The sequence below is a fragment of the Halomonas sp. I5-271120 genome, from assembly GCF_030553075.1.
Lineage (GTDB): Bacteria > Pseudomonadota > Gammaproteobacteria > Pseudomonadales > Halomonadaceae > Onishia > Onishia taeanensis_A.
Genome location: NZ_CP130701.1, coordinates 1,166,489 through 1,183,510, shown reverse-complemented (window position 1 = coordinate 1,183,510; position 17,022 = coordinate 1,166,489). Strand labels below are relative to the sequence as shown.

Annotated in this window: 15 protein-coding genes and 1 pseudogene; 13 read left to right on the top strand and 3 right to left on the bottom strand. The window is 58.1% G+C overall.

Annotated features, from left to right (window positions below):
* Positions 1-56: 56 nt before the first annotated feature.
* The 4 genes from guaB (at position 57) to Q2K57_RS05195 (ending at position 5,171) form a co-directional block, all read left to right on the top strand.
* Entirely contained in the window at positions 57-1,526 is a 1,470-nt protein-coding gene (gene guaB / locus Q2K57_RS05210; protein WP_112053812.1) for an IMP dehydrogenase, read from the top strand.
* A 161-nt stretch (positions 1,527-1,687) separates the two neighbouring features.
* Positions 1,688-3,265 (top strand): glutamine-hydrolyzing GMP synthase, encoded by a 1,578-nt coding sequence (guaA, locus tag Q2K57_RS05205; RefSeq protein ID WP_304526248.1) that lies wholly within the window; start codon positions 1,688-1,690, stop codon positions 3,263-3,265.
* A 75-nt stretch (positions 3,266-3,340) separates the two neighbouring features.
* Positions 3,341-4,345, top strand: coding sequence for a virulence RhuM family protein (locus Q2K57_RS05200; RefSeq protein ID WP_304526247.1), 1,005 nt, complete (start codon positions 3,341-3,343; stop codon positions 4,343-4,345).
* A gap of 82 nt (positions 4,346-4,427) precedes the next feature.
* Positions 4,428-5,171, top strand: coding sequence for a site-specific DNA-methyltransferase (locus tag Q2K57_RS05195; RefSeq protein WP_304526246.1), 744 nt, complete (start codon positions 4,428-4,430; stop codon positions 5,169-5,171).
* Here Q2K57_RS05195 and Q2K57_RS05190 read toward each other — a convergent pair.
* A complete protein-coding gene (locus Q2K57_RS05190; protein ID WP_369700298.1) occupies positions 5,165-6,184 on the bottom strand; it encodes an IS30 family transposase in 1,020 nt (339 codons plus the stop codon). The two genes, Q2K57_RS05195 and Q2K57_RS05190, sit on opposite strands and share 7 nt — an antisense overlap.
* On the opposite strand from Q2K57_RS05190, the gene Q2K57_RS05185 reads away from it, so the two are divergent.
* From Q2K57_RS05185 to Q2K57_RS05175, 3 genes are all read left to right on the top strand, one after another.
* The gene (locus Q2K57_RS05185; protein ID WP_304526245.1) at positions 6,183-7,256 is read left to right on the top strand and encodes a DNA methyltransferase; all 1,074 of its coding nucleotides are present in this window, start codon (positions 6,183-6,185) and stop codon (positions 7,254-7,256) included. The two genes, Q2K57_RS05190 and Q2K57_RS05185, sit on opposite strands and share 2 nt — an antisense overlap.
* Before the next feature lie 11 nt (positions 7,257-7,267).
* Positions 7,268-9,958, top strand: a complete 2,691-nt coding sequence (locus Q2K57_RS05180; protein WP_304526244.1) for a DEAD/DEAH box helicase — start codon at positions 7,268-7,270, stop codon at positions 9,956-9,958.
* Positions 9,959-10,121: 163 nt separating this feature from the next.
* Positions 10,122-11,680 (top strand): IS3 family transposase gene (locus tag Q2K57_RS05175; RefSeq protein ID WP_304525493.1). Its coding sequence is split into 2 segments (ribosomal slippage): positions 10,122-10,598 and positions 10,601-11,680, totalling 1,557 coding nucleotides; the frame shifts between segments, so codons are not numbered across the junction.
* Positions 11,681-12,002: 322 nt separating this feature from the next.
* On the opposite strand, the gene Q2K57_RS05170 is transcribed toward Q2K57_RS05175, so the two are convergent.
* Positions 12,003-12,362 (bottom strand): hypothetical protein, encoded by a 360-nt coding sequence (locus tag Q2K57_RS05170; protein WP_304526243.1) that lies wholly within the window; start codon positions 12,360-12,362, stop codon positions 12,003-12,005.
* A gap of 51 nt (positions 12,363-12,413) precedes the next feature.
* Entirely contained in the window at positions 12,414-13,304 is an 891-nt protein-coding gene (locus Q2K57_RS05165; protein WP_304526242.1) for a pseudouridine synthase, read from the bottom strand.
* A 257-nt stretch (positions 13,305-13,561) separates the two neighbouring features.
* Here Q2K57_RS05165 and Q2K57_RS05160 point away from each other — a divergent pair.
* From Q2K57_RS05160 to yghU, 6 genes and pseudogenes are all read left to right on the top strand, one after another.
* Positions 13,562-13,781, top strand: a pseudogene (locus tag Q2K57_RS05160) (GMP synthase (glutamine-hydrolyzing)); the annotation flags it as partial.
* A 332-nt stretch (positions 13,782-14,113) separates the two neighbouring features.
* Positions 14,114-14,254: a zeta toxin family protein gene (locus Q2K57_RS18340; RefSeq protein WP_369700297.1), complete on the top strand. Its 141-nt coding sequence runs from the start codon at positions 14,114-14,116 to the stop codon at positions 14,252-14,254.
* 48 nt (positions 14,255-14,302) lie between these two features.
* Positions 14,303-14,602 (top strand): zeta toxin family protein, encoded by a 300-nt coding sequence (locus Q2K57_RS18335; RefSeq protein WP_369700296.1) that lies wholly within the window; start codon positions 14,303-14,305, stop codon positions 14,600-14,602.
* Between the two features lie 2 nt (positions 14,603-14,604).
* Positions 14,605-14,754, top strand: coding sequence for a hypothetical protein (locus Q2K57_RS05150; protein ID WP_304526241.1), 150 nt, complete (start codon positions 14,605-14,607; stop codon positions 14,752-14,754).
* A gap of 165 nt (positions 14,755-14,919) precedes the next feature.
* A complete protein-coding gene (locus tag Q2K57_RS05145) occupies positions 14,920-15,867 on the top strand; it encodes a putative RNA methyltransferase (protein ID WP_304526240.1) in 948 nt (315 codons plus the stop codon).
* A 220-nt stretch (positions 15,868-16,087) separates the two neighbouring features.
* A complete protein-coding gene (gene yghU / locus Q2K57_RS05140; RefSeq protein ID WP_112053807.1) occupies positions 16,088-16,963 on the top strand; it encodes a glutathione-dependent disulfide-bond oxidoreductase in 876 nt (291 codons plus the stop codon).
* Positions 16,964-17,022 lie beyond the last annotated feature (59 nt).

Here is a 17,022-nt window from a genome sequence, read left to right as displayed (position 1 = left end):
TCGATTAACTTCCCCTCACCACATCCTCCATCTGCTCAACATTGGGTGTTGCCGATATGTTACGTATGGCGCAAGAAGCTCTTACGTTCGATGACGTATTACTCGTTCCCGGCTACTCGGATGTCCTCCCCAAGGACGTCAGCCTCAAGTCCCGCCTGACCCGCAATCTCGAACTGAACATCCCGCTCTGCTCGTCCGCCATGGATACCGTGACCGAAGCCCGTCTGGCGATTGCCATGGCGCAGGAAGGCGGCATCGGCATCATCCACAAGAGCATGACCATTGCTGGCCAGGCGGCCGAAGTGCGCAAGGTCAAGAAGCACGAGAGCGTGATCGTCAAAGATCCGGTGACCGTTGGCCCCAAGGCCAAGCTCACCGACCTGCTGGCGATGGCCGACGAGTACGGCTACTCCGGCTTCCCGGTGGTCGAGGGCGAGACCTTGGTCGGCATCGTCACCGGTCGTGACATGCGTTTCCAGCCGGACCACAGCGACAGCGTCGAGGCGATCATGACGCCGCGCGAGAAGCTGGTCACCGTGCCGGTTGGCACGCCGCTCGAGCAGATCAAGACTAAGCTGCAGGAAAACCGCATCGAGAAGATCCTGATCGTCGATGACGAGTTCCGCCTGCGCGGCCTGGTCACCGTGCGCGACATCGAGAAGGCGCGCACCTACCCGAGCGCCGCCAAGGACAGCGACGGCCGCCTGCTGGTCGGCGCCGCCGTCGGTACCGGCCCGGAGACTCCGGACCGCATCGCCGCGCTGGTCGAGGCCGGCGTCGATGCCATCGTCGTCGACACCGCCCACGGTCACTCCAAGGGCGTGATCGACCGCGTGCGCTGGGTCAAGGAGCACTTCCCCGAGGTGCAGGTGATCGGCGGCAACATCGCCACCGCCGATGCCGCTATCGCCCTGGCCGAAGCCGGCGCAGACGCCGTCAAGGTCGGCATCGGCCCCGGTTCGATCTGCACCACCCGCATCGTTGCCGGCGTCGGCGTGCCGCAGATCACCGCGGTGGCCAACGTCGCCGAGGCGCTCAAGCCCTACGATATTCCGCTGATCGCCGACGGCGGCGTGCGCTACTCCGGTGACCTGTCCAAGGCTATCGCCGCCGGCGCCAGCTGCGTGATGATCGGTGGCCTGCTGGCCGGTACCGAGGAAGCGCCGGGCGAGGTCGAGCTCTACCAGGGCCGTACCTACAAGGCCTACCGCGGCATGGGCTCCATGGGCGCCATGTCCCAGACCCAGGGCTCCGCCGACCGCTACTTCCAGGACAAGTCCGAAGGCGCCGAGAAGCTGGTGCCGGAAGGCATCGAAGGCCGCGTGCCCTACAAGGGCATGATGAGCGCCATCGTTCACCAGCTGATGGGCGGCCTGCGCGCCTCCATGGGCTACACCGGCTGCAGCAGCGTGCTCGAGATGCGCACCAAGCCGGAATTCGTGCAGATCACCGGCGCCGGCTTCAACGAGTCTCACGTCCACGACGTGCAGATCACCAAGGAAGCCCCGAACTATCGGGCCAGCTGATCACAGCATGCGCTAGACGGCGGCGGGGCTTATCCCCGCCGTTCGTTTTTTGACCGGCGGGTTGAGTGACCCGGTACCCGGCCCCGGTTGGGTATCCAGACACGGTGTCTTGACCCGCTAGCTTTTGGACTGGCTTGCGGCCTCACAGAGATGTTTTCTTCATGACCGATATTCACGCCCACAAGATCCTGATCCTCGATTTCGGCTCCCAGTACACCCAGCTGATCGCCCGCCGCGTGCGCGAGATCGGCGTGTACTCCGAAGTGCGCGCCTTCGACATCACCGAAGACGAGGTTCGCGAGTACAACCCCAACGGCATCATCCTCGCCGGTGGCCCGGAATCCGTCACCGAGCTTGACTCGCCCCGCGCGCCTCAGTGCGTGTTCGAAATGGGCCTGCCGGTGCTCGGCATTTGCTACGGCATGCAGACCATGGCCGAGCAGCTCGGCGGCAAGGTGGCCGGTTCCAACAAGCGCGAGTTCGGCTACGCCCAGATTCGCCTGGATGCCGAGACCGCGCTGTTCAAAAACATCTCGGATCACATCGACCACGACAGCGGCAAGCCGCTGCTCGACGTGTGGATGAGCCACGGTGACAAGGTCGCCGAAGTGCCGGACACCTTCACCGTGACCGCCTCCACCCCGAGCTGCCCGATCGCCGCCATGAGCTGGGAAGAGAAGCGCTTCTTCGGCGTGCAGTTCCACCCCGAGGTGACCCACACCCTGCAGGGCCAGCGCATCCTCGAGCACTTCGTGCTGGATATCTGCCAGTCCGAGCGCCTGTGGACCCCGGCCCAGATCATCGAAGACCAGGTCGCCCGCGTGCGTGAGCAGGTCGGCGACCGTCACGTGCTGCTCGGCCTGTCCGGTGGCGTCGACTCCTCCGTGGTCGCCGCGCTGCTGCATAAGGCCATCGGCGACCAGCTGACCTGCGTATTCGTCGACAACGGCCTGCTGCGCAAGGCGGAAGGCGACCAGGTGATGGAAACCTTCGGCCAGCACATGGGCGTCAAGGTGATCCGCGTCGATGCCGAAGACCTGTTCCTCGGCAAGCTCGAAGGCGTCAACGACCCGGAAGCCAAGCGCAAGATCATCGGCAACACCTTCATCGACGTGTTCGATACCGAGGCTGCCAAGATCGAAGGCGTCGACTTCCTGGCCCAGGGCACCATCTACCCCGACGTGATCGAGTCCGCCGCCAGCAAGACCGGCAAGGCGCACGTGATCAAGTCGCACCACAACGTCGGTGGCCTGCCCGAGACCATGAAGCTCAAGCTCGTCGAGCCGCTGCGCGAGCTGTTCAAGGACGAAGTGCGCAAGCTCGGCGTCGAGCTCGGCCTGCCCTACGACATGGTCTACCGTCACCCCTTCCCGGGGCCGGGCCTGGGTGTGCGCATCCTTGGCGAAGTGAAGAAGGAATACGCCGACATCCTGCGCGAGGCGGATGCCATCTTCATCGAGGAACTGCACAACTCGGGCTGGTACCACAAGACCAGCCAGGCCTTCGCCGTCTTCCTGCCGGTGAAGTCCGTGGGCGTGGTCGGCGACGGCCGCCGCTACGAGTGGGTGATCGCCCTGCGCGCCGTCGAGACCATCGACTTCATGACTGCCCGCTGGGCCCACCTGCCGTATGAGCTCTTGGAGAAGGTCTCCAACCGCATCATCAACGAGCTGGAAGGCGTCTCCCGCGTCACCTACGACGTCAGCAGCAAGCCGCCCGCCACGATTGAGTGGGAGTGATTGCCAGGCTTTGCTAATCTATCAAGCCCGCCAAATAAGGCGGGCTTTTGGTATCTACCTCAATAGGGCTGGCTCATGGGTAACAGTGAACTGATCCTCTACCGAACCGATGATGGGCGTAGTGCGGTACATCTACACGCCGAGAACGGAAGCGTATGGCTGACCCAGGCTGAGCTTGCCGAACTGTTTGCGACGTCGAAGCAGAATGTAAGCTTGCACGTTCGTAACATACTGAAAGAAGGAGAGTTATCTCGAGAGGCAGTTGTCAAGGAATCCTTGACAACTGCCTCTGACGGGAAGCGTTATAAAGTCAACTGGTATAGCCTGTCGATGATCTTGGCAGTGGGATATCGGGTGCGTTCGCCGCGAGGAACGCAATTTCGTCAATGGGCCACAGCCAACCTCAGCGAATACCTGATCAAGGGCTTCGTCATGGATGATGAGCGTTTGAAAGAGCCGGGTGGCTGGGATTATTTCGATGAATTGCTGGCACGTATACGCGATATCCGTGCCTCGGAAAAACGCTTCTATCAGAAGGTTCGCGATCTATTCGCCCTGAGCAGTGACTATCACACCGATGATAGTGATGCTCATCGCTTCTTTGCTGAAGTGCAGAACAAGTTGCTGTATGCCGTCACTGAGCAGACCGCAGCCGAAATCGTTGTGAATCGTGCCAATCCAGAAGAGCCCAATATGGCACTCACCTCTTGGCAAGGCGCGCGGGTGCGCAAGCAGGACGTAACCATAGCCAAGAACTATCTGTCCGCTGACGAGGTCGATACGCTTAATCGCTTGGTGGTGATCTTTCTGGAGCAGGCCGAGTTGCGTGCCAAGGAACGTAAGGATCTCACGCTGGATTACTGGCGCCGTAATGTCGACCGCCTGTTGGATTTTAGTGAACGGCCTATTCTGGATGGGGCCGGCACTATCAGTGCCCAAAGAGCTAGAGCTATCGCCCATGAGCGCTATGGCCAGTTTGATTCTCACCGCCGCCAGGCAGAGGCCTTGGAGGCGGATGAAGAAGACCTGAAAGACCTGGAAGCGCTTGAAGAGCATATTAAACGCAATCTTGACAAATAAAGCTGTTTGTCATGTGTTGGCGAGTCGCTGTTCAGAGATACAGGGTCGCCTTTTGTAGTCCATTTTGAAAGATAGGTAACCCATGCCAACGCTCAACTGGATCGGCAAAGACGCCGTTGTCACCCACCATCAAAAGGTGCCCTATCGCCTTCTAGAGCCCGTGCCCGAGCTGGATGGTGGCGACGCGGACAGCGGTAACCTGCTCGTCCAAGGGGATAATCTCCATGCCCTCAAGGCGTTGTTGCCGCGCTACGCGGGAAAAGTCAAATGTATCTATATCGATCCCCCTTATAATACGGGACAGGATGAACGAGATAAAAATAATCAAAGAACTGGCTGGATTTATAATGATCGTGTAGATAGTGTTGAAATAAGGAAGTGGTTGCATGAAGTGGTAGGAAAGGAGGGTGAGGACTTATCAAGGCATGATAAGTGGCTTTGTATGATGTACCCTCGCCTAAAAATGCTCAGAGAGTTTTTGAAAAGTGATGGCGTTATATTCGTTAGTATAGATGATAATGAGCTGTCTAGTTTGCGAATGATTTTGGATGAAATTTATGGCGCAAATAATTTCATAGGCACCATAATATGGAATAATGCGACGGATAATAATCCGACGCGCATTGCCACGGAGCATGAATATGTAGTGTGTTACGCAAAGCATAAGGCGCTAGTTGATTCTGAATGGAAAGCGACGAGCTTGGATGCCAAGGAAAGGTTGATAGAAGTGGGGGGTTCATTTGTCAGGGAATATGCAGATGGCAAGGAAAGGCAAAAAGCGTATTCAAAGTGGGGCGGTCTCAAGTTCCAAGTGCAACGCTATTGAAGGGTGCCGGGACCGGCGACCGATTTCTTGAGCACCTCGGCGTATACTTCCATTGGCGTGCGCCAGTCCAGTGTCTTGCGCGGCCGCGTGTTTAGTGAGTCCGCGATCGCGTCGAGCTCTTCTTGGCTGTAGACAGAAAGATCTGTGCCTTTCGGCAGGTACTGCCGTAACAGCCCGTTGGTGTTCTCATTCGAGCCCCGCTGCCATGGGCTATGCGGGTCAGCGAAGTAGATGGCCGTACCGGTCTTTTGGGTGATCTCGGCATGTTTAACCATCTCCCTGCCTTGGTCGTACGTCATGGACAGACGCAGGGATCGAGGCACTTCATTGAGCTTGTCGCTGAAGCCAACCGCCGCCGCCGTAGCCGTGGTGCCATCCACCTTCGCCAGGATCACCAGCCGCGTGGTGCGCTCCACCAATGTACCGACCGCGGAGCGATTATTGGCGCCAATGATGAGGTCGCCCTCCCAGTGGCCAGGCATCAAGCGGTCTTCGATCTCAGGCGGCCGCATGTGGATACTGACCAGATCGGGAATCTGCTGGCGTCGATCTGAGCCACGGCTGCGTGGCCGACGCTTGCCGTTGCCCTGCCGCAAACAGGCGATGAGCTCTTTTTTGAGGCTGCCACGGGGCATCACATAGAGCGCGTTGTAGATGGCCTCATGAGAAACTTGTCGATGTGAATCGTTGGGAGACATGCGTTTCAGTGTGCGGGCTATTTGCTGCGGTGACCAGTACTTGCGCAGCAGATGGACCACGACCTCGAACAACTCGCCGTCGGGATGCAGCTTGGGGCGCTGACGTGGCCGATGACGCGTTAGGCGGGCCCGGTAGCCGGCGAGACTGGCATCGTAGCCTTTGATGGAGTCAATCGTATGGCGAGCGATTTCACGCGATACGGTACTCGGGGCACGGCCCAGATGACAGGCGATAGCTCGGATCGAGTGAGTCGTTCGCATCATCATGATGGCAGCTCGGTCTTCAGCAGTGAGATGGCGGTAGCAGTAGGTCATGGCAACACCGTACCTGATGGGTTACGTGTTGCACTTGGTCATTGAGACCGCCTGGTTTAGAGAGAATAAGAGTGAAATTTGGCCATTTGATAGATATAAATATATAGATGAAGATGGTATTTATACTGGTAGCCAAAGTGTTCATAACCCGGGAAAGGAAGGGTATCGTTACGATGTAATACACCCTGAAACGGGTATGCCATGCAAGCAGCCTATGATGGGGTACCGTTTCCCGGAGGCGACGATGAAGCGCTTGATAGAAGACGGTCGCGTACTATTTGGGGACGATGAGACTAAACTTGTTGAGCTGAAGGTTTATGTAAAGGATTATCGTGCTAAGCTTTCGAGCCTTTTTGAGCTGGATGGTCGAGTCGGCACTAACGAAATAAAGGATGTCTTTCCAGAGCATGGTAGACCCTTTGACTTTCCCAAGCCCACAGGGCTTGTGGAGACGCTTTTGAGCTTTACGACATCAGGGAATGATATTGTTCTTGATTCCTTTGCTGGGTCCGGTACGACAGCACAAGCTGTCATGCAGCTCAATAACTCGGATAGCCAGGATAGGAAGTTCATTTTGGTTGAGATGAAGGACAGCATTGCTGAAGAGATTACGGCGGAACGTGTGCGCCGCGTGTTGGAAGGTTATTCTAATAAGAAAGGAAATGCTATTGAGGGGTTGGGTGGTGGTTTTCGCTATTACCGTTTGAGTGATGAGTCGATGTTCGATGCCTTCGGGCAGGTACGTGATGACGTCACGTTCGAGCAGCTGGCGGAATTCGTCTGGTTCAAGGAAACCGGTACCGGGTTGCCACCCGGCGGAGCGGGCGAGAAACGCTTCACCTCGCCCTTGCTCGGCATTCATGAAGGGCAGGCCATTTATCTACTTTTCAATGGCATTCTAGGCGACAAAAGCATCAATGGCGGTAATGTGCTGACCGGGCCGGTGCTGGATAGCCTGCCAGCCCATGATGGCCCCAAAACCTTCTATGCGGCGGCCTGTCGTCTGGGAGCTTCGCGCTTGCGTCGTGAGCAGATCGTATTCAAGCAAACGCCCTACGCCCTCGATCAATAAACAGGTGGACCATGGCCGGATTCGTTGCAAAATCCTATCAGCAGCAGGCACTCGATTCACTGCTGGCCTACTTGAAGGCTTGTCGGGAGCTGGGGGATGCGGATACTGCGTTTTATCAGACAACGAGGGCGCTTTGGGGGCAAGGCGTTCCCTATCGACCTCTAGCAGGTTTTAACCCGGCGATGCCGTACTTCTGCCTACGTATTCCGACCGGTGGCGGCAAAACGTGGCTAGCGGCACGGTCGGTTGGCATGGTAAATGCGCATTTGCTTCATGTTTCCCACAGCGTGGTGCTATGGCTGGTGCCTTCCAATGCTATTCGCGAGCAGACGCTAAGGGCACTCAAAGACCCTCGGCATCCCTATCATGCTGCCCTGAGTGATGCCGGACCGGTCACGGTCCTGGATATCGACGAAGCAAAGAGCGTGACGCCCGGCACCCTTTCCAGCAGTACGGTGATCATTGTCTGTACGCGACAGGCCTTCCAAGTTGAAGAGACCGAAAGTCGCAAGGTCTATGAGTCGAGCGGCGCGTTGATGGGGCATTTCGACAATCTGACGGCTGAGCAGAAGGAAAAGTTACTCCGTAGCGAGGATGGCGCCGCGGTGCCATATTCGCTAGCCAATGTGTTACGCCTACACCGGCCATTCGTGATCGTTGATGAGGCGCACAACAATCGCACCGCTTTGGGTTTCGAAACGCTTCGACGTCTGAGCCCTTCCGGTATTTTGGAACTCACCGCGACACCGGATACCACGCATACGCCCAGTAATGTGCTGCATAGTGTGTGGGCCGCCGAGCTGAAAGCCGAGGAAATGATCAAGCTGCCAATCCGCCTGGAAACCCAGCCGGAGTGGCAAAAGTGCCTTAGTCAAGCCATTGCCTGGCGTGATGAGTTGCAAGGACGAGCCGATGCCGAACGACGCAAAGGGGCATCTCCCATTCGCCCGATCGTGTTGATTCAGGCTGAGCCACGCCGCTCGGGGCATGAGACGCTAGATGTCGAAACACTGTGGCAAGAGTTGCAGGACAATCATCAGATCCCGGTTGAATGCATCGCACGGGCAACTAGCGAATATAAGGAACTGGAGGCGCTGGAACAGGCCTATGCAAAAGGCATTATGGATCCTGATTGCCCAGTGACATTCGTTATTACGCAACGGGCCTTGGCCGAAGGGTGGGACTGCCCATGGGCGTATATCTTGGTGAGCATGGCGGAACTGCATTCCTCGACGGCGGTGGAGCAGCTTCTTGGGCGTGTGCTACGTCAGCCAGAGGCGAAGGACAGGCCGGATGGCGCGCTGAACCAGTCCTATGCCTACGTCGTGTCACGTAGCTTCCGTGATACTGCCGATAGCCTGCGTGATAGCTTGGTCAAAGGGGCTGGGTTTGAACGCCGGGAAGCGCGGGAATTTGTTGAAGCCACCCAACCGCAACAGACACCGCTCGATTTTGAACGTTTCAAGGCACGTTCCTCTTTCACGCCGATCCCTGTGACACTGACGGATAAGCCCGCCAAGCGTGATCTCAACAAGTTGGGCGATAAAGTGGCATGGGAGCCCAAGACCAAGACGCTCACCATCCAGCAACCGTTGGACGACGCCGATGCAGAGACGGCGTCACAGGCGGTAGCCTCGGGTGAAGATCGCGAAGCGGTAGTGCAGGCAGTCGAAGAGAGTCGAAAACAAGCCAGTGTCGAGTATTTTCAGACACCTTCGGAATTGGGGAAGCTATTAGTCGTACCGCAAATGGGGTTGCGCGTTCAGGGAGAATTGCAGCTTTTCGATGACCCTGAAGTGTTGAACTATCCGTGGGATATTTCGTTATACGATGCTAATCCGACGACGTCTCAGCAGAAACGTCTCGAAGGCAACGGCGTTGCGGAAGTCGGCAAGATTGACACCGACGACAATGCGGGGCGTATCAATGTCGATTTCATGAAAGGGGTGACGCATGATCTGGCGCTGAGCTATCAGCCGGAGCATTTCAATGCTGTCGACCTAGCGGCTTGGTTGTGTCGCAATTTACCCGATCAAACGCTAACGCATGAAAGCAAGCGTGCCTTTGTCACTCGCTGGGTCCAAGGGCTTTTGAAACTTGATACTCTGAATCTTGCTTATCTGAGTTCACATAAGTTCTTGCTGCGAGAGATGCTTGAGCAACGTGTTGGTGAGCTGCGTCAACGTGCGGTGAAGCAGGCGTATCAAGATTCTCTTTTCGATAGCGATAAAAAAGTCGACGTTGTTGTCGGTGGGTCGGGGATGGAATTTGAATTTCCTCCCTATGGCTATGCACCTAACCGGGTTTACGATAACCGCTTTGGTCATGCGAGTTTTCGGCATCATTACTATGGTCAGGTTGGAGACTTTGATAGCAAGGAAGAGCTTGAATGTGCTATCTGGTTGGATGATCAGGCTCGAAAGGGAAAGATTGAGTTCTGGGTTAGAAATCTGGATCGTAAACCTGCATGTGCTTTCTTTCTACAAAAAGCTGATGGAAAATTTTGGCCAGATTTTATCTGTAAACTGCCCGACGACAAGATTTTAATTGTTGAATATAAGGGTGGTGATCGTTATTCGACGGATAAGGCCAAGGAAGACCGCATGATCGGTGAGCTATGGGCCAAGGAAAGCCAAGGTCGAGCAAGGTTTGTTATGGTCACTAACCGCGATTGGGACTCGATTGCGGACTTAATGCAGTGATTTTTTTAACATATAGCCACCTGAGGCCATCAAGTGAGCATACCTTTATATGCTGTACAGGCATTAGTGTGATGATAACCCGCCCACGTGGCGGGTTTTTTGCGTCAGGTTGGCCCTATACGTCAACGTAGTTGTCACCTAAACGGATTGAGAGGTGATCAACATGCGTTACCCCGCAGAACGTAAGGAAGCCATCCTCAAGAAGATGGCGCCGCCCATGAGCATGACCGTCCCGGAACTGGCCGAGCAGGAAGGCATCACCGCGACAACCCTCTACAATTGGCGAAAACAGGCCAGAACAAGAGGACAGGTTTTGCCATCACGTTCGACCCAGCCCGACCAGTGGACCAGCCAAGAGAAGTTCCAGATCGTCCTGGAAACGGCCCCGATGAACGAGGCCGAACTCAGCGCCTATTGCCGTGAGCGCGGGCTCTACCCCGAGCAGGTGGAGGCCTGGCGGGATGCCTGCATGAACGCCAATGGCGATGCCCCAGCGCAGGCCAAGCAACAGCGCCAGGCCCGCAAGGAGGAGCAGAAGCGGCTCCGCAAGCTGGAGCGAGAACTGCGCCGCAAGGACAAGGCACTGGCCGAGACGGCGGCGCTGCTGGCCTTGTCAAAAAAGGCAGAGGCGATCTGGGGCACGACCAACGACGAGGACGACTGACCAGCCTCCCGGATCGCCAGCGCATCGTGACCCTGGTGCAAGATGCCCAGCGTGACGGTGCTCGGCTGGCCAAGGCCTGTCAGGTGATGGGCATCAACGTAAGGACCTACTACCGCTGGGTCGCTGAGGGCGAGGTGACGGCTGATCGCCGTCCCGATGCCGACCGTCCGGAGCCGGCCAACAAGCTGTCTCCCGAGGAGCGAGAGGCAATCGTGGCGCTGTGCAATGCCCCCGAGTATCGGAGCCGCCCTCCGGCCTTCATCGTGGCCGATCAAGCGGATAAGGGCTGCTACCTGGCCTCTGAGTCGACGATGTACCGAGTGCTTCATGAAGTTGGCCAGCAACATCACCGGGGCCACCAGCAGGCCCCACAGCGCAAGCGCCCTCCGACCACGCATCAAGCCACGGCGCCGAACCGCCTTTGGTGCTGGGACATTTCGTGGCTTCCCGGCCCCGCGCGTGGCACCTGGTGGTACCTGTACCTGATCATGGATGTCTTCAGCCGCAAGATCGTTGGGCACGAAGTCTACGAGACGGAGACCGGTGAGCTGGCCGCTGAGCTGATCCAGAAGGCCTGCTGGCGAGAGCACCTCACCGATCTTCACAAGCCCTTGATTCTGCACTCAGATAACGGCAGTCCGATGAAGGCGGCAACATTCCTGGAGAAGCTCTACGACTTGGGCATCACCCCGTCGTACAACCGGCCGAGGGTCAGCAATGACAACGCCTTCGCCGAGTCGGCCTTCAAGACGCTGAAGTACCGGCCGGGCTTCCCCGCCGACGGTTTCGCCACCCTAGCCGAGGCCCAGGACTGGGTTCAGCAATTTACCGAGTGGTACAACCACGAGCACCGTCACAGCGCCCTTCGCTACGTCACGCCGAGCCAGCGCCATAACGGCGAGGCCAAAGGCATCTTGGCGCAGCGCCGAGAGGTCTTCGAGGCGGCGAAGCAACGTCACCCGAAGCGCTGGTCGGGTGACATCCGGAAACTCAGCCTGCCAGAGGTAGTGCACCTGAACCCCGAGAGGGACCCGGTGCCACAGGCAGCAGGGTTTTAAAGAGCCGAAGTCATTTCATGTGCCAACTATGTTGACAGACTCCGTTGGTCCTAGATAGCCTAATCTGTCAGCCGGCAACGTACTAGCGCAGTGTGCCTATGAAAGGCATTCATTGCGAAGCTATGAAGCGATGCATGGATACAATTTCTTTCGGGCGCCGGCCTGTCCGCTAAAGACCGAAGTGCGGCACTGTATCAGCAGCACTTTTCCCTGTGGTGTCGGATATGGTTTACATATCTCCAGACAGGGCTACGTGAACTTGCTGCCGGTTTAGAAGAAGCACTCTCATGATCCTGGTGAGCGCAAAGGGTGGCGAACCACCTCAAAGACGGGGACACGTTATACCGCGCGCACAGGACTGTCTCATCAGCCAAACCTGCACGCCCATTCCCAGCAGAGCCACGACACCCGCGCCCACTGACAGCATGTCGACCGGTACATGCGTTATAAGGGCCAGGCCGCCGCTTGATGTGCCGATAGCACTCCCCAGATAAAGCGCCGATTCGTTCAACGCCACCGCCAGGTTGCCGTCGCCCTGAGCTTCGCGGGCTTTCATCAGTTCATTATTCTGCTGCACCTGCAGTGCCCAGCCTACGGCGCCCCAAAGCGCGATGGGGATCAGTGCCAGCCATGGTGCGACTTTCAGCAGCAGCACGATCAGCGCGATTCCCAACAGCAGCATGATGGCGAAGGTGAGCCTGGGCCCTGAGAAGCGGTCGACCAGGGCTCCGCGCTAGTTAAGCTCCAGCTCGCCAGCGTATTCAATGCGCCTGGGCTCATTTGTCACGGGATCAATGAACTCGAAGCCCTTGGAGAGAAGCTGCAAGGGGCGCGTGTAGTCATCCGGGGAGAGCGGCTGCAGCACTGGGTAGTAGCGGTCATTCAAAATCGGCCAGCCGAGTGACTGCATGTGCACGCGCAGCTGGTGGCGTCGCCCGCTGACGGGGTGTAATTCGAACAACGCCTGCGTGTCGGTTTGCTGCACGCAGCGGATCACCGAATGGCTGTTGGCGTCGCCCTCGCTGATCCGCATGCGAAAGCGCTGCTCGCTTTGCTCGATGCGATTCTTTACGTCCCACTGCTGACCCACCAATGACTTATCGCCGTCTATCTCGGCGATGGCCTGATAGGTCTTGTGGATATGTCGTGACTTGAACAGCTGATGATATAGCGCGCGGGTCTCGGGATTGAGGGAGCACAGCACCAGTCCTGCCGTGACTCTATCCAGACGATGCACCGCCTGCAGCGCCTCGATTCCCGTGCTTTTGCGCAGACGCTGCTGCAGACACTCGTTCACGTAGCGCCCGCCGGGCGTGACGGGCAGGAAGTGCGGTTTGTAGGCCACCAGAATGTGCTCATCTCGATAGACAGTCTTCTCTGCGAAGGGAATGCTCGGCTCGCTTGCCACTTCGCGGTAATAGAACACGCGGAGATGTGGCTTGAAGGGCGACGCCGGCGTAATCCATGAGCCGTCATCGCGGTGCACCTTGCCGGTAGCCATGCGCTCACGCCATGTCGCCTCACCGATGGCCGGAAACTTGAGCAGCAGATACTCCAGCACCGTCGACACACCGGGATTGACCTGAGGAAGGCTTAGCTTCGAAGGGCGTGCGGAAATGGACATGACATGCATCACAGGTCGGGAAGGAGCTGGGTGAACACGTGGTGAGAAAGCCTCACCCTATCGGCGGTCGCGCTAGTGTAACCGAGAGAAGAATCCATGTCGGGCTAGGCATGATAGGGCTGAGTAATGCGGTCAATCTGCTGGCAGCGGGTCTCGAGCCGATTCTGTTCGAGTCCGGCGAGCAGGCCGTTGCCCGGGGGCAGGTGCGCATATTTTCGCCATGGTACTGGGACCTAGACCCCGCCGCCACGGCATTGCTCAAGTCCGTGGGTGTGGTCGTTGACGGCCGCCGCTACGAGTGGGTGATCGGCCCTGCGCGCCGACGAGACCATCGACTTCATGACCGCCCGTTGGGCGCACCTGCCGTATGAGCTGCTGGAGAAAGTCTCCAACCGCATCATCAACGAGCTGGAAGGCGTCTCCCGCGTCACCTACGCCGAGAGCAGCAAGCCGCCCGCGACGATCGAGTGGGAGTGATGACTGAGGTAGGCCAACGGCGCTAACCTTGATCGGGCCACCCTAGATGGGTGGCCCGATTGCTTTTATGAGGAGTAGGTGCATGCTCGATGACGAGGGAATCGCTGATGACGCCTTGGCCTTTGCCAGAAAGCACAAGATGCGAATTGCCAAGTCACTGACCAGTAAAGAAGACTTCCCATCCTGAAGATGAACCCTTATCGATCTTTATGGCGGACTAGCCGGGGGCAGGCAAGACCGAGATTTCCAAGGAGTATGTCGCCGCGCTTGACGATCTCAAGTCGGAAAGGTACGGAGGCTTCGGCAGTATTCTGTGAATCGATCCTGATGATTTGCGAGATCACTTCCCGGGGTATACGGGCAACAACTCTTGGCTGTTTCAGCGCGCCGTATCCATCGTCGTCGACAAGATCCATGACCTGATGCTGAATCAGCGGCAATCCTTCATTCTGGATGGCACGCTGTCGAGGTAGGAGATCGCCAGAAAGAATGTGCAACGGTCCTTGAGACGAGGGCGAGCCGTGCAGATTTTTTATGTCTATCAAGACCCCGCCTTGGCCTGGGAGTTCGTGAAGAGTCGCGAGGAGGTCGAGGGACGCAACATCCCTTTGCAGAGCTTCATCAGCCAGTTTCTGGATGTGCGCGATGTAGTCACCCAGCTCAAAGAGGGGTTCGGCGACCAGCTTACGGTGGATATCATCATCAAGAACAACGATGGCTCCAGCGAGGAGTGGCTGTCGGACGTTCAGTCCATTGAGGACTGCTTGCCCGAACGCTACGCTCATGAGCAGTTGGACCAGCTATTTGCAGCCGAGGGCTGACTATGAAAGGAAAGACCGTAAAATCAACGCCTTTGACGCATTTCCAGCGCCAGGCTAGCGCTGAGCAGAAGAAGACGCTCCACGCTAAGGTCATCAGCAATGCCATTGCTCGCCAGAAGCAGGTCATCAACCAGGCCAGTGAGCGGCGCTGAGACCCACCAGCCAATTCATCAAGCCTGCCCCAGCGGCAGGCTTTTTTGTGTTTCTCCCGCCTCTAATGAAGGTCATGTGCCATCATTCGTGGCTGGTCAACGAGAATTCGCCCGCGTGGCAGGTTCTTTGCGTAAGGCATTCATCATCAGACGGTGAGGCAAGACATGAGCACGATCCCCTTTCAGGCGCTGGCCTGCCCGCTGGACGGCGACGTGCTGCACAAGAGCGGCAGCACCTGGCGCTGTGGCGTCGGCCACAGTTTCGATATCGCAAAGCAGGGCTACGTGCACCTGTTGCCGGTGCAGAAGAAGCGCTCGCACGATCCCGGCGACAGCAAGGAGATGGTGGCGGCGCGTCAGCGCTTCCTGAATGCCGGCCACTACCGGCCGATCGCCGAGGCTGTCAGCCAGGCCGCGCTGAGCCACTTGGCAAACGATGTACCAGGTGATGCCAGTGCCGATACCGCTTTAAGCTGCCTGGATGCTGGCTGCGGTGAAGGCTACTACCTGCGCGAGCTGGCCAAGGCCTGGGGTGAGGAAGCAGGCGAAACGACAGGTGATGGGCAAACCCTGGCGCAACTGGGTGTGGATATCTCCAAGTGGGCGGTGCTCGCCGCCGCCAAGCAAGGTAAGCAGGCGGGGCAGCAAGCCAGCTGGGTGGTGGGCAGCAACGCCAACCTGCCGGTGCAGTCCGGCACGCTGGATCTCGTGCTGTGCATGTTCGGCTTTCCCGTCTACCCGGAGTTCGCTCGCGTACTGAAGCCAGGCGGCGTGCTGCTGATGGTCGAGGCCGGGCCGGATCACCTGCGGGAACTGCGCGAGGTCATCTACCCGAGCCTGAAGCCGGAGAGCGCGGAGGAGCCCCAGGCGCCTGAAGGGTTCACGCCCTTGGCCACAGAGAGCATTCGCTATTCGCTAGAGCTGGAGAGTGTTGATGCCATCGCCGACCTGCTGGCGATGACCCCGCACCTGTATCGCACCAGCGCCGAAGGCCGCGAAAAGGCCGCGGCGCTGGAATCGTTGACGGTAACGGTAGACGTGCGGCTGTCGCGCCTGGGTCGCGATAGCCCGAAAGCCGACAGCCCGAAAGCTGACAGCCCGGAAGCATCTTGATCAATGCCCTGATGAGCACCACCGCCCCGGTCTTCTGTCGAGTGTGGCAGCGCAGCGCTCGGAAGCCAGTAAGGCTCTGATATGGCATTGGGCACAAAACTGTCGCACGCTATTGTCTGTCACAGGTTGATAGCAAGCTAACGTGCCCCCACCTAGGTGGGTAAACCGAGTCATTAGATACCGTCACTAGATATCGTCATCCGATACCGAGGAGCGCTTCATGAGCCAAGGCAATGAGTACGTCCCACCGAAGGTTTGGACCTGGGATCAGGCCAGCGGCGGCAAGTTCGCCAGCGTCAATCGCCCTATCGCCGGGCCCACTCATGACAAGGAGCTGCCGGTCGGCAAGCATCCCTTCCAGCTCTATTCCATGGGCACACCCAACGGCGTGAAGGCCACGGTGATGTTCGAGGAGCTGCTGGCGCTTGGCTACAAGGATGCCGAGTACGACGCCTGGCTGATCCGCATCGGTGATGGCGATCAGTTCGGCAGCGGCTTCGTGGAGATCAACCCGAACTCGAAGATTCCGGCGCTGCTGGATCACAGCACCACGCCCGCGACCCGGGTCTTCGAATCCGGTGCCATCCTGCTGTATCTCGCCGAGCGCTTTGGTGAATTCCTGCCGGGCAGCCTGGCCGCTCGCACCGAGACCATGAACTGGCTGTTCTGGCAGATGGGCAGCGCGCCCTTCCTGGGCGGTGGCTTCGGTCACTTCTACGCCTATGCGCCGGAGAAGCTCGAGTACCCGATCAACCGCTACGCCATGGAGACCAAGCGTCAGCTTGACGTGCTGGATCGTCGCCTGGCGGAGTCCGAGTATCTGGCCGGGGATGAGTACACCATCGCCGATATCGCTAACTGGGCCTGGTACGGCCAGCTGGTGCTGGGTCGGCTGTATGACGCCGCTGAATTCCTGCAGGTGCAGGAATACACCCACGTGCTGCGCTGGGCGAAGCAGATCGACGCGCGCCCGGCGGTCACTCGCGGGCGGATGGTCAACCGCACCTTCGGCGAGCCGGAAATGCAGCTGCACGAGCGCCACGACGCCAGCGACTTCGAATTGAAAACGCAGGACAAGCTCGAAACCCAAGACTAAGGGTCGGCACTGCCGGCAGCGATGATCGTGCTGCCAGCTACATGGCCTTTGGATCACCC